Origin of the sequence: Geomonas terrae, from assembly GCF_004791675.1 — a bacterium.
Classification (GTDB): domain Bacteria; phylum Desulfobacterota; class Desulfuromonadia; order Geobacterales; family Geobacteraceae; genus Geomonas; species Geomonas edaphica.
Window position 1 is genome coordinate 661,339 of record NZ_SRSC01000001.1, and the last position, 14,095, is coordinate 675,433.

Genomic DNA, 14,095 nt, shown 5'->3' on the forward strand with positions numbered 1-14,095 from the left:
GGCAGCGTGATGATGAAACGGATCTGCAACATCTTGAGCAGTCCCTCCGGCCTTCGGGCCGGGGAACTTGCCGGCACCAGTGGTAGCCGGCCTGGCCGCGGTGCGTCTGCACCGCGGGCTGCGCTCGAGTTGCGTCCGAAGCGGCGCTACGCCCCTGTCTCGCTTACACTTCTCATCCTCTCCCTTCTCCTGCTGTTCGGGGGAAGGGAGGGCATGGCCGCCGTGAACGGCGACCGGATCGTGAACCGCGCCACCTTCAGTTGCAGCCAGCTTCCGGAAGTCGCGACCCAGGTAACGGTGACGATGATGGCGCGCACCAGCTCGACCGCGGAGTTTCTCAAGTACTCGCCGGGCGTGACCGGGGCAAGCAGCGTCACCGTCCCTGCCACCTCCTTCTACGACGCGACCGGCACGCTCGCCAAGCTCGCCGCACCCGTCACGTCTGGAACCGAGAGCACCATCGACCTCTCCACGCCGGTGCAGCTATACGCTTCCGACACCTTCCACGCCGGCGAACCCCTCTTCGTCAGGATCACCGATCCGGACCAGAACCTGGATAGGGAAAGCGCCGAAAGTGTGAAGGTGACGATTACCGATCCCGCGACCGGCGACAGCGAGAACCTGCTGCTCACGGAAACCGGTCCTGATACCGGCATCTTCGTCGGCTACATCCAGACCACGTCCCAGACGGGCGTCGCAGGCAACGGCGTGCTCAGCGTGGCCGAGGCCTCCGACATAAGGGCACGGTATGTCGACAAGGTGGACGGCAGTGACAGCTCCGCAGCCGCCGCCATCGTCGACCCCTTCGGTATCGTCTTCGATTCAGTGACCGGACGACCGGTCGACGGTGTCACCGTAGAACTCATCGACGCCAGCACCGGGCTTGGCGCCACCGTCCTGGGCGACAACGGCGTCGCCGGCAACCTCTTCCCGAACAAAGTCGTATCCGGCGGTATCGCCCACGACAGCGAGGGGAGAACCTACGCTTTCAGCCCGGGTGGGTACCGCTTCCCGTACGTCGCTCCGGGCAACTACATCCTCAAGGTGACGACGCCGGACCGCTATACCGCCCCCTCAAGCGTCGACACCGCGAAGCTGCAAACCCTCTCAGGGGCACCGTACAAGATCCTGGAGCCCGGTTCGCGCGGTGAGGTCTTCGTGGTACCGGCAGGCCCCGCGATCCGTGTAGACCTCCCGATCGATCCGAAGATCGGCACCCTCTGGCTTAAGAAGAGTGCCGGCAAGAGCATCGTTTCCACCGGCGAATACCTGAGCTACGACGTCGCGGTGCAGAATACCGATTCGGTCGGCACCGTCTTCAACACCATGATTACCGACAAGCTCCCTGCCGGGTTCCGCTATCAGAAAGGGTCCATCCGTCTGAACGGCGCCGCCGTTGCAGATCCCGCGATCTCCGCCGACGGCAGCACGCTGACCTTCAGGATCGGGGACCTCGCTCCGAAAACCACCGCACTTCTGCGCTATGTCGTCGTGGTCGGGACAAGCGCGCGCCCCGGCACCGCGGTGAACACCGCTTCGGCCACGAGCACCCCCGCCGTCAGCGCGACACCGGCCACCGCTTCCGTAACGGTTCAGGAGCCGTTCATGCAGAGCCGCAACATCATCATGGGGCGCGTCTTCGTGGGCGCCTGCGGCGAGAACCCCGAGGACAACAAGAAGGGGATGGAAGGAGTCGGGATCTACCTTGAGGACGGCACCTTCGTGGTGAGTGACAAGCGCGGCATGTTCCACTTCGAGGGAGTGGCCTCGGGCACGCACGTAGTGCAGCTCGACATCGACTCCCTCCCCGAGGGTTACCAGGTGCAGCAGTGCGAGAAGAACAGCCGGTTCGCCGGGCGCGCCTACTCGCAGTTTGCCGAGCTGCAAGGCGGCACCATGTGGCGCACCGACTTCTACCTCTCCCGGCTGGGCGACAAGGCCGCCACCGCAGACGCAGTGCCGGCCGTAACCGCCGCGAAAACCACCGTGGTCGTCCCAGCCACCGCGTCCGCAGTTACCACGTCTGCGACAAGCACGCCGACGGCATCCACGGCATCCACGGCATCCACGGCATCCACGGCATCCACGGCATCCACGGCATCCACGGCATCCACGGCATCCACGGCATCCACCGGGCCCACTGCAGCAGCACAGCCCTTGGAAGACCCGAGATACCAAGGCGAAGTTGCCCTGGAGATGATCAGCGCCCAAAGCGGTGAAGTAATCGAGTACCGGGTACCGATGCAGGCTGCCGGCGTGCCCCTCCAGAAGCTGCGCCTCGCCGTTATCCTGCCACAGGGAGTGAGCTACCGCAAGGGAAGCAGCAGCCTGGGCGGCCTCCCGCACCTCGACCCCGAGAGCACCGGGAACCGTCTCATTTTCGATCTCGGTGCTGCCGACGCGGCCTGGGTCAAAGAACTCCGTTTCAAGGCAGGCATCGACGGCGCAGCGCAAGGTGCCCTGCAGACGAGGGCGACCCTCACCTTCGACGCCCCGGACGCGAAAGGTGTCGCCGCCCCTGAGGCAGACAACGTCCTATCTCTGGTGCGCGAAGAAAGTCGCGTTTCGCTTCCGCCGATGGTGCTGCGCCCGCATTTCCCGACCTTCGGCGCCGACCTGAACGAAGAGGACCGGAAGCAGCTTGCCTCGCTGGCCGACCTCCTCAAGCAATACAATATCGACCGAATCGACGTGACCGGGCACACAGACCAGGTGCGCATCTCCCCGCGCAGCCGCACCGTCTATGCGGACAACACCGCCCTCTCCTTCGCCCGTGCGAAGAACGTCGGGCGTTACCTGACCGCCGCGCTGCACCTCCCGCCTGAGGCGCTTTATCTTGCCGGCCGGGGCGAGAAGGAGCCGGTAGCGAGCAACAGGAGCGAAGCCGGGCGCGCGCAGAACCGTCGCGTGGAGGTGAAGGTGTCGCTCTCCCGACAGGTGCAGACAAGTCGGGTGACCATGGTGAAAGACAGAAGCGGCGTGAAGAAGCAGCCCTTGGCCGGGAGCAAGCCCGCACCCGCACCGACGGTGGCATCCGCGGCTGCACCAGCACCCGCATTAGCGCCTGCGCCGACGCCCGCTCCGGCTAATGTTTCGGCAGCCCAGGCAGCTGCCGCCAGTCCGACCAGTCCGACAGCTCCGACGCCGCCAGCTGCCACGGCCACGGCCACGGCCACGGCCACTGCAAACACCGCAGCCGCAGCCGCAGCCCTTAAGGCCGAGCACGTCGAGCTCTACTCAGCCCTCAACGAGGGAGTGGTGCACCACCGCATCAAGCTGGCCGGCATGAACCAGGCGCTCAAAAACGTAACGGTGAACATCGCGCTCCCGAAGAGCCTCCTCTACATGAACGGCACCTCCCGCCTGTGCGCGAGCGAAACCGCCGACCCGAAGGTCACCGACACAGAACTTGTGTACCACTTCGACAAGCTACCGGAGGACGGCAAATTCGACCTGCGCCTGCAGTCGCTCCTCGACCCGGACGTCAAGGAGGAGAACTCCAACACCAACGTCACCGTCCGGATCTGCGACGCCGACGGAAAGGCGATGAAGACTTTCAGCGCCACCGCGGAACTCTCCGACAGCATGGAAGAGATCAACCGCCCCGATGTCGCGCCGCAGCCCCAGGCGGCACCGACGCAGGCTAAAACGAACGAGGAGACCAGCGTCGAGTTCGAGGAAAAAGTCGCCAAAGGTAAGGCCGACGCCGGGCAGGAGAAGTCGAACGACCTGCACGTAACCGAGAAGGAAGGGATCCTGTCTCTCGCCGACGGCACCGTGCTCGCTTCTCAGATCAATGCGGTTCAGGTCGTGCTCAATTCAGCCCTCACCCCGGTACTCATCCTGGACGGCCAAACCGTCCCGGCAGAGAAAATCGGCTTCAAGCTGAAAGACAGGGAGAGCGACAAGAGCCTCTACACCTTCATCGGCCTGGACTTCGGTGACAAGGGGGAGCACGTCCTCCAGCTCAAGGGGATGGACACTTTCGGCGCGGTCCGTTTCGACCAGAGCGTGAAAGTGGTCAGGACCGGTGAGATCGCCGCCCTGCGCCTCGTCTCGGCGGACGGTAACGTTGCTGACGGCAGGACCCCCGTCATGGTGCGTATCGAACTCATGGACCAGGACGGCAAGCCGGTTCCGGCAAACGCCCAGCTCGCGCTGAAGGGTGGGGAGTTGCGCCCCTACATCGAGCCCGGCACCATCGCGGTCAGCACAGGCAGCGGCCTCGCCTCGGTGGATGCCCAGGGGTGGATCAAGTTCCAGCCGGTTACCGCAAGCGGCGCTTATCGCACCCAACTCTCCTACAACAAGGCGACCCTGGACGTAGAGACCTACGTGAAGCCTAAGATGCGCGACTGGATCCTGGTCGGCCTCGCTGAAGGAACCGTCGGCTACAACACCGTGACCGGCCACATGCAGAACCTCAAGGACGCCGGGGCGGACGAGCACCTCTACGACGACGAGCGACTCGCCTTCTACGCCAAGGGGAGCGTCAAGGGGGAGTGGCTCCTCACCATGTCCTACGACAGCGCCAAAAAGAGCACCGGCCCGAACGGGAATTCGCTGTTCCAGAACATCGACCCGAACGCCTTCTACACGCTCTACGGTGACGCCACGGCCCAGGCCTACGACGCCTCCAGCCAGAGGAAACTCTTCCTGAAGGTGGAGCGCGACCAGTTCAGCGCGGTCTTTGGCGACTTCGACACAGGCCTGTCGGTCACCGAGCTCACCCGCTACAGCCGCAGGCTGAACGGCGTCAAGACCGAATACCGCTCCAAGGAATTCGAGGTGACGGCCTTCGGTAGCGAGACCGGCCAGTCCTTCGTGAAGGACGAATTGCGTGGCGATGGCACCTCCGGCCTTTATCGCCTGAGCCGCAAAGGAGTGACGATCAACTCCGAGCAGATCACCATCGAGTCCCGTGATCGCTTCCACAGCGAACGCGTGGTCGACAGCCGTCCCCTGACCCGCTTCATCGACTACAGCATCGATTACGAAGCGGGAACCATCTTCTTCAAGAGCCCGGTCTTCAGCAAGGACGACCAGTTGAACCCGGTCTACATCGTCGTCGACTACGAGGTGAGCGATGCCGGCGGCGAGGCACTCACCTACGGCGGGCGCGCCGGCGTGAAGCTCATGGACGGCAACCTGCGCATCGGTGGGAGCTACATCCGCGAGGGGCACATAAGCGGGGACAGCACCCTCTACGGCGCCGACGCCAGCATGAACGTAGGGCCCGGTACCAAGGCGCGCGCCGAAATAGCGACTTCCAGGCGGGACACTCCGCTGGAGAAGGACAGCGGCAACGCCTACCTGGCCGAGATCACCCACATCGACCAGAAGCTCGAGGGAAAGGCGTACTACCGTGAACAGCAGGAAGGGTTCGGCCTGGGACAGCAGAAAGGGACCGAGTCCGGCACCCGCAAGTTCGGCGCCGAGGGAAGCTACCGGCTGAGCGAGAGGTTCACCCTGGAAAGCCAGTTCTACCGCCAGTACAACCTGATCGGCGACAGCGTCAGGGATTTTGTCGAGGCGCAGGCAGGCTATGCCGATAAGGAGTTCACCGGGAAAGCCGGATTGCGCTACGCCAACGACACCCTGGCAGGCGGCAACAACGCCACCTCGGTGCTTGGTACCGTGGGGGGAAGCTGGAAGACCTTGAACCAGCGCCTGACCCTGCGTGCCGAGCATGAGCAGGCACTGCTTAGCAAGAACAACAACGCCGACTATCCGACCCGCACCGTGTTAGGCGCAGACTTCCAGGTCATACCGTCGCTGCTGCTCTTCGCCCAGCAGGAGCTCACCAGCGGCGATGCCGCGGACACCAACACCACCAGGGTCGGGATGAAATCCACCCCCTGGACCGGCGGAACCTTCTCGAGTTCGGTCGGCAGCGACCGCAAAGAGAACGACCAGAGGACCTTCGCGACCGTAGGCCTTGCCCAGAAGTGGCAGGTGAACAGCTTCTGGTCCGTCGACGGCGGGCTCGACCGCAACCAGACCATCCGCAGGAACACCGGATACCAGTTCGACGCTAAGGTCCCCAGCGCCTCGGGCGGCGAGGACTTCAGCGCCGTATCGCTCGGCGCCACCTACCAGGAGAAGAGACTCCTGTGGTCCAACCGGATCGAGTACCGCGACGGGGAGAGCGAAGACAAATGGGGGCTCATCTCGGGACTTACCAACGAACAGGGGCTCTACTGGGGCTGGACCGGAAGGCTGCAGGTGCTGCAGACCAGAGGCATCGACGGTTCCCGTACCACCGATGCCGATCTGCGGCTGGGGATGGCGTACCGGCCGCCGGTCACCCGCTGGATCGTGCTCGACCGTCTCAACCTGACCTTCAAGGACGCCAAGAGCAGCGGTAGCTCGACCCAGGGCAAAAGGATAATCAACAACCTGAACGCCAACTTCCGCCCGGACAAGCGCAACCAGCTTTCGCTGCAGTACGGCGCGAAGTACGTTTTGGAACAACTGGACGATGACGATTTCAGCGGCTACACCGATCTTATCGGCATCGAGGGACGCCACGACCTGAGCGACACCTGGGACCTCGGGATACGCAGCTCGGTGCTGCACAGCTGGCAGGCACGCCAGGCGAATTACAGCCTGGGCGCGTCGGTCGGCTGCAACGTCATGCAGAACGCGTGGCTCAGCCTGGGCTACAACCTGATCGGTTTCCGCGATGCCGATTTCTCGGCCGCAAATTACACCGCCCAGGGCCCCTTCGTCCAGTTCCGCTTCAAGTTCGACCAGAACAGCGTGAAGGAAGGGCTGGCCGCGCTGAACCGCGGCGAGTAACACCAGCAGACCGTTGTTAATCCCTCGCCCTCTTGCGCCGCACAGAAACGCTGTGGCGCGGAATCGCGCGAGGGCGGCCGCAGGCCGGGTGAGAGTCTCACCCTCGCGGCTTCACCTGTAGGAGAAGTAGATGCCCAAAGGTTTCAACAAACAAAAAAGCCGTCCCGGGTTCCGATCATGGCGTCGCGCCTCCCTTGCCGCTCTTTTCTGCGTCATGGCCGCGCCCTCCCTCGGCCAGGCTCTCACCACCAGCGCGTGGCAGGACCAGACCTGCGTCGGCTACCGCACCGGCGGCCTGAACTGCACGGCGGGGGAATTCACTATAGCCCCCGTGTTCACCGCGCAGGCCAACACCCCACCATTTTGCACACTGGGGAGCGACTTCCGTTTCAAGGTGGAGCTCGGACTCTCCGGCACCAACACCGACCGCTACGATGTCGGCTTCTTCGTGGGTCAGCAGGGGAACGATCCCCGCGACACCACCCCCGGCAACATCTGTTCCGTAGCCACCTTCCCGACCAGCCCGAGCCCGTGGCTCAATCTGGACGGGGACGGTTGCGGCGACTTCAAGGGAGGGGCGAACTTCACCACGACCGTCGACGAGATAAAGGTCCTCTGTACCGGGGATAGCTCCGGCGCCCTCAAGATCCCCTACGTCGTCACCTACTGGCAAAACCCCGGCAACGCCTGCACCGGCCCCGGCGACGTCAGCAATGGCTCCCCCGCCAAGTGCAACTCCGGAATCGCCACGGTCGCGGGCAACGTCTCGGTTTACAGCGGCGCTTTTGTCGACGTGACAAAGCAAACCCTTCCGGACGGCAGCGCCCAGCCCTTCACCTTCACGGCAACCGGCCCGGCAGGCTCAAAGGTGATCGTTCTCACCGGAGCCACCCTGTCGGGGACCTCCGCCACCGGGGGGACCTACTCTCCGGCGACCATCGCCACCGCAAGCAACAGCGTAAGCTTCACCCTGCGCGACAACGAGACGGCACGCGTCTTCATAACCGCCCTCGCGACCGACCAGACCCTCACCATAACCGAGACGGCCGCCGGTGGCGACTGGGACAGCACCTCGGCGATCAGTTGCGCGCCGGTCGCCGGGAGCCCGGCCCTCAGCACGAGCCCAGCCGACCGCAGCATCAGCGCCACGCTGAACACCACGAACAGTGGCGCGGCCTGCACCGTCACCAACACGAAGCGTCCGCGCATCACCTTGGTGAAAAACGTTGCCGGTCGCATCAGCACCGGGGACCAGTTCACGGTAAGTGCAACCGGCGGCGGCACCCTTTCCGGCACAGCCTCGGCCACCACATCAGGGACCCTCAGCAGCGTCAGCACCTTGTTCAACTCTTCCCCGGATACCGCACTCACCCTGAACGACGTGAAGAGTGCGGGGACCACCGCAGCTTCAAAATACGCGGCGACCCTCACCTGCAGCAACGCGTACACCGGCACGGGTGCCACCCCCGCAGCAAGCCTTCCGAACCGGCTTTTCGCCGCCAGCTACACCTTCGCGCCGAAGGCTGGGGATGAACTCACCTGCACCTTCACGAACACGCCGCGCCCGACGCTCACGAAAAGCTACACAAGCGGCAACATCGCGATAGGGGGCAGCAGCACGCTGACCTTCAACGTGGTGAACGAGCCGACGACAAAACCGGCCCAGTCTACCCTCGCCTTCACGGATACCTTCCCCGCAGGGCTGACGGTAACCGGCATCACCGGCATATCCGGCACCGGTTGCAGCGGTACGCCCTCCTACACAGCCTCGTCCGTCGCCCTCTCATCCGGATCGATGACCCTGGGCACCTCGACCTGCAGTTTCAGCGCGACGGTCCGGGGCGATGCGGCGGCCTCCTACCTGAACAACAGTACGAGGTTCAGCGGCCAAGGAGGAGGGCTCGACACGAGCAGCACCAGCGCCACGCTTAACGTTTTCACCCCTCCGGCAACGGCTAAATCCTTCGGGTCCGCCAACGTCGCCCCCGGCACACCGGTCGGTCTCACGCTCGTTCTCACCAACCCGGCGGCCAACGCCGCCCCCCTGACCGGCGTCAGCGTCACCGACAGCTTCCCCGCAGGAATGGTGCTGCGCGACACGAGCACAACCTTCATCCCCGCCGGCTGCGGCAGCGTAACCAACAGCTCCGGCGGCCAGATTGCCGCAAACGACGCCGGGGTCCGCTTCTCCGCGGCATCGCTCGCACCCGGTGCCAGCTGCCAAGTCACCATGAACGTAACGGCATCCGGCACGGGAACGCTGACCAACACCACCGCCGCTCCTCTCGCCACCGGTCCCGTCTCCCTCACAGGAACCAGTGCCTCGGCCGCGGTGAGCCTTTCGACGATGCCGCTCATCTCCATCCTCAAGACCGCCAACCGCGCCACCGTAAATTCCGGAGAGGATGTCATCTACACGATTCAACTGGTCAACAGCGGTGCCGGTGCCGGGAGCAACGTTGTCCTGACCGATGACCTCGGTCCCTACACCTCACTCTACCTGGGTGGCGGTACCCCCTTCGCCTTCACCGACAGTGCCCCCGCCTCCGGGGTCTCCCTCGGGGCACCTCAGTACTCGAACGACAAGGGGGCGAGCTGGACCTACGTCCCGGCGACCGGCGCAGGCGGCGCACCGCTCGGGTACGACGGCAACGTCACCGGCTGGCGTCTCCCGATGACCGGCAACATCAGATCCGGCGGCAGCTTCACCCTGCAATACCGGGTGAAAGTGAAGTAACAACGACGCGATTCCAAGGGATTGGCAGAGTCAGAGATAGAAAAACGTGAATAAACGCTCCTACCCCTTTCAAAGTGCTTGACATAGAGATGGGAAAGCTGATATATCTCTCCTCCTGATTGACCCGTCAGAGTTTCAGAACCGGAATGTAGCGCAGCCTGGTAGCGCACCTGCTTCGGGAGCAGGGGGTCGGAGGTTCGAATCCTCTCATTCCGACCATCTATTGAAAAGGCCCTTGGAGAAATCCAAGGGCCTTTTTCGTTGCCGCTCATCCTGATTGCAAATCGCACTTCCGTACCATCAGGCTGCCGCCGTGCACCGGCACCTTGTGCCATCGCTATGGCGCTCCGTGCATCCCTGCAGGCCGATCCCGCTGACCGTACCTTACCGGATATTTAGCGATGCTCGCTGTGCTCCGGGAAAAGCTGGACGTGAAGTTCCGTCTGATCCAGGTCCCAGGCGCCTGCCCCCATGATGCCGATGGCGGGGACGAGGAACACGGCTGCGCCTACCACGTCCAGCTTGCCGGTCGCGTTCAAATGGTGGTCGATCAGCCGGGTGTAGGTTTCAAACCCTTTTTTCTCCGCCTCGACCTCGATTGTCTTGTTGCGCAGCACCTCGATGCTGGCGGGACAGTTGTGCCTGTTCCCGTTAACCCTGAGGACCGTACCCTTTTCATTGCACGTGATGTTCAACGTTTGCGTTTCGGACCTGAATACGGAGCACCCCGTGGTGCAAAGCATCAACCATGTGACCATAAAAAGAAGACAGCTGCGCAAAAGTTCCTCCTAGCTCCATTACATGAAAAATTTTCCATTGAATACATCTCGCCGACACTATATGTCAAGAACAAGATGTAACAGAAGGGGCTGCGGGCTGAGGCACTTCGCGTTTCGTCGTTCTCTCTCCTGTTCCTGGTTTCGTTCCTTTAAAACGCATCGGATTTCAACGGCGCACATGCGCCCTGCACGTACTGATAGCCTGGCAGAGGTATCCGGTACTGGTTGTTTTCGAAATCCCACGACCCGATCGGAGAGCTTGACATGATCCCTCCATTGTTACCGGTACAACTGCCAGTGGTCCCCAGAAACGCCGTATCCTCCACCTGGCACCGACAGCTCAACGGCCTCTGCGGATCGGATGGATTCTGGACTTCCGTGCATGGCGCGCCGTCGCAAATAGCCCAATTCAAATCCCCGCTGTAGTCGGGCGCGCTTTGATCGCAACCGACCGGCTTCACCTTCAAAAGTTCGCACCACCCGCGATAGGAAAAAGTAGAGACCCAGTCATACCTGACGTTGTCCACCTCGTACAGTCCCTCCCTGATGGCTTTGCAGACAGGGGCCTCGTCGGTATCGCAACGATGCCTCGTGGTGCATTGGGCAAGGGTCAGGTGTTTCACCGCGGCATCCTGGATATTCGATGTTTCAACGATATGAGGCTCGTTCACCCTCATGCAGTCGCAGTAAGCCTTGTCGCCGTTCATTATGCAGTCGGGGGATGCCGTACAGAGGGCGTGCCACCCGGTACACACGACAAATGCCTGGGGCTGGTTGCGTTGCGGTACGTCCTGAGCGTACGCATTGGCGCAAATGAAACCGGCCATCGCAAGGAACGCGAGCGGTTTGAGCACTAAACGTCCAATCCTTTTCATTGTTCCACCTCCTGCGAGACTCGCCGTTATCGCACCTTCATGCAGGCTTGCCAGCCGCCGTGCATAAAGGTCGCTTTATCGCACCAGACGGCGACCGGGTAGTAATCGCCCATCGCGTCCTGGGAGCATGGCCCCTTTTCATCCAGAACGTTTCGCTCAGGAAGGCTCTTGAAATCCAGATCGAACGCGCAGCGGGCCCATGCCTCCTTGACTGCATAGGGGAAATCGTCCGATACCAGCGTGTGGCGCAAAACCATGAACTTGGGATACCGCTCGTCACCATACGGCAGCCAGTTGATGTTGGGGCTCAACCAATCCGGGCGCTGCCGATCGTCCGATATGACGATCGTATAATAGCCCCCTTCGAGACGTGTCGTCAGATCGGTTGCGCAACCAACGAGCGACAGCGGCACGGCGAAGTCCTGCTCACAAAGGGCCCAGTAGCGCATGTCGACGCTCCGGAAGCCGCGCGACGGCTCCCAGATCGGCGCACCGTTGAACGTGTCGGGAACCCCCGGCGCCTTGCCGCGTATGACGATGATCCGCCCCGGTTGGTAATCGTCCCCCGGCCACATCATCATGTATTTGCCGTCCGGATTGGGCCACAGGATCGACGGCGGGTTTGCCGGTGAAGCGAACCAGAGCCGATCGGTGGCCGGCGTGCCTTCAATGACCTTCGGGTCGAAGTTCAGCGGGAAGAGCAGTTGGGCCAGGGCACTGATCTCGCCCCACTTGTTGACCGTCGGGCAGGTGTCCAGCTGCTTGCCGGCCCCGGTTCCGTCCGTCAGCGTTATGGTGGGAAGCGGCACCCCGCCCATCAGGGCTTTGCCGCTCAAGGACGGATCCGCGTTCGGTACGTACATGCGCAGGACCACCCAGACAAGGTCCGATGAAACCTTGATGGTATTCCCAGAGCTAGGGTCGGAGCGCGAGATCACGACCGTGTAGGTGCCGCTGCGACCGCCCGGCTGGACGAACGGGTTGCTGCTGCCCGGATCGGGGGTGATCTGGGCATCGTACAGATGCTGCTCTACGAGGTGGAAGCCCTGGTTGGTGTTGTGTTCAGGGTCGTAACCGAGAGTCTCGTAAGCGGTGATGGCAAAATACCGGATTTTGGGATAGGTGCCCTTGATGGTCATCTTTTCGTACCGCGTGTCGAAGGGCATGATCCAGTAACGGGCAGCACCGTCGGGGCCCTGCACGTTACCGGAGCCTTCGGGCGAGAATACGAGCGGCCACCCACAGCCTCGAGCGTTGAACTCCGCGGCGCGTGCGTCACCGGGATGCATCAGGAACGCGAGCGCAATGAGACAGCCGAACATAGCGATCCAGGCAGATACTTTCATCGTTTCCTCCCTTGCGGGCCGGAAGGCGAAACCGGCCCGCCCCCCGGTCCGTTGTGCATGCTCAGTCGCTTTACGGACGCGGCGAAAACTTGATGATGCGGTCGTAAAGCATCTCCTGCGTGGCGGCTCCCACCTTGGTCGCAGGTTCAAGGTACATGCGGAAGTACACCCCCAGAATCGTGTCGTCATCGAGTTTCACGCGCTCGCAGGGGGCGGACAACGGCACGCAGCCGGCTTCGTTGCCGCAGTTGCGCGACGCCTTGTACATGTACATCAGATGCGCATCTGGATCCCCGGCGGAGAGGTAGCTGTCGGCCGAGCCCACCGGAAGATCGTCGTCGAAAAATCCGCCTAAAAACGCATTCCATTTCTGATGCGGGCCGTCCTCTTCCATGTATCCGGTGGCATAAAAATTGACGTTCATGTACGTAGTTTTCCGGGTGGCGACGTGATTGGCGCCATAAATCACGAGATACTCGTCGTCGGCCAGCGTGAGAACGTCATTGAGATTGGATTGCGGCATCATCCAACCAGCATCCAGAACAAATCCATCCCGGGTGCCGCCATCTGCCCATGTTTTGCGTTGCAGGTTGTCATAGTCCTCGTAACAGGCTACCGCGGAGAGAAAGTCGGTAGCATACATGCCGGGATTGGCAGCGATGATGCCCGCGCGGAGCTCCGCCAGCTTGTTCATCAGGTGCATCTCGCTTTCTCCCGTTCCGCGGACACGCAGAGGGGGCATAGGGAAGGGTTTGGCGATTGCCGACGCGCCTGGCGTCACCCGAAAGAGATGGAGGTTCTCCGGCGAGCTCTCGATGTAACGCGTGCCGGCTACCGGATCTTCGAACCTCGCCGTGCGCAGCGTGATCTGGAAGTCATCGGCGGTGTCGCCATGTCCGAGCTTCAGCATCGATGCGGGGAGCACGAGGGTGTTGAAGATCGCCTCCGGGTAGCCGGCGCGCCTGAGCGCCGCACGAATCGCGGCATCGGTACCCTGGTCCGGGGTCAGAATCAGCACAAAGGGAGTGTTGAAAGGGGTAGGTCCGGCGGTTTTGATGGTGGCGTTGTTGACGGCATCTCCCACGGTGCCGAAGATGTCCGTTTTTTTCAGGCCGCCTTCCTTGTCGGGGTAGAACCTGCTGTAGATATGCGCGTAGAAGGCGAAATATTTTGCCGATGGCGGGGTCTTTCCTATCAGCACGATCGCTTCGTCATGCCGGACTTTGAATTTTTGTGTCAGCACCGGCGCCTCTCCCGGTTTCGCGGCCTCTTTGGGGACGCTTGGGATGAGATAGAGACCGGAGTTCGACATCACGGCGTCCTGGAGGTTGCCGGCGCAAAATTCCCCCAGCGGGTTATAGACCGTCGCGACACCGGGGGTCACTGCAAAGCCATTTTGCTTGAGTGTTTCTTCGAAGGTAACCAGGGCGCGCTCCGGTGCCTCTTTCGAGAACGCACAGGGCGCCGGCAGCAACAAAGCTGCCACCATCAAGGATAAGAATATTTTTCCTCTCATACCCTTTACTCCTTCCTTTGGCCACAGAATGTGTTTTTCTC

6 protein-coding genes and 1 tRNA gene are annotated in these 14,095 nt (G+C 62.4%); 3 read left to right on the forward strand and 4 right to left on the reverse strand.

The genetic code is table 11. The features are described 5' to 3' along the window. Window positions 1-9: 9 nt before the first annotated feature. The 3 genes from E4633_RS02810 (at window position 10) to E4633_RS02820 (ending at window position 9,757) form a co-directional block, all read left to right on the forward strand. A complete protein-coding gene (locus E4633_RS02810; protein WP_135868743.1) occupies window positions 10-6,801 on the forward strand; it encodes an OmpA family protein in 6,792 nt (2,263 codons plus the stop codon). A 130-nt stretch (window positions 6,802-6,931) separates the two neighbouring features. After that, window positions 6,932-9,538 (forward strand): beta strand repeat-containing protein, encoded by a 2,607-nt coding sequence (locus tag E4633_RS02815; protein ID WP_135868744.1) that lies wholly within the window; start codon window positions 6,932-6,934, stop codon window positions 9,536-9,538. Window positions 9,539-9,680: 142 nt separating this feature from the next. Next, window positions 9,681-9,757, forward strand: a tRNA-Pro gene (locus E4633_RS02820). 176 nt (window positions 9,758-9,933) lie between these two features. On the opposite strand, the gene E4633_RS02825 is transcribed toward E4633_RS02820, so the two are convergent. From E4633_RS02825 to E4633_RS02840, 4 genes are all read right to left on the reverse strand, one after another. Next, entirely contained in the window at window positions 9,934-10,233 is a 300-nt protein-coding gene (locus E4633_RS02825) for a hypothetical protein (RefSeq protein ID WP_135868745.1), read from the reverse strand. A gap of 233 nt (window positions 10,234-10,466) precedes the next feature. Next, the gene (locus tag E4633_RS02830) at window positions 10,467-11,192 is read right to left on the reverse strand and encodes a hypothetical protein (protein ID WP_135868746.1); all 726 of its coding nucleotides are present in this window, start codon (window positions 11,190-11,192) and stop codon (window positions 10,467-10,469) included. 26 nt (window positions 11,193-11,218) lie between these two features. Next, window positions 11,219-12,538: a hypothetical protein gene (locus tag E4633_RS02835; RefSeq protein ID WP_135868747.1), complete on the reverse strand. Its 1,320-nt coding sequence runs from the start codon at window positions 12,536-12,538 to the stop codon at window positions 11,219-11,221. A gap of 70 nt (window positions 12,539-12,608) precedes the next feature. Next, window positions 12,609-14,054 carry a hypothetical protein gene (locus E4633_RS02840; RefSeq protein ID WP_135868748.1) on the reverse strand — a complete coding sequence of 482 codons (1,446 nt, stop codon included), beginning with the start codon at window positions 14,052-14,054 and terminating at the stop codon, window positions 12,609-12,611. Between the last annotated feature and the right edge of the window lie 41 nt (window positions 14,055-14,095).

Bases quoted from the DNA above. Each gene is read 5' to 3' on its own strand.
- E4633_RS02810 (WP_135868743.1), top strand. From the start codon at position 10: ATGATGAAACGGATCTGCAACATCTTGAGCAGTCCCTCCGGCCTTCGG.
- E4633_RS02815 (WP_135868744.1), top strand. From the start codon at position 6,932: ATGCCCAAAGGTTTCAACAAACAAAAAAGCCGTCCCGGGTTCCGATCA.
- E4633_RS02830 (WP_135868746.1), bottom strand. From the start codon at position 11,192: ATGAAAAGGATTGGACGTTTAGTGCTCAAACCGCTCGCGTTCCTTGCG.
- E4633_RS02835 (WP_135868747.1), bottom strand. From the start codon at position 12,538: ATGAAAGTATCTGCCTGGATCGCTATGTTCGGCTGTCTCATTGCGCTC.
- E4633_RS02840 (WP_135868748.1), bottom strand. From the start codon at position 14,054: ATGAGAGGAAAAATATTCTTATCCTTGATGGTGGCAGCTTTGTTGCTG.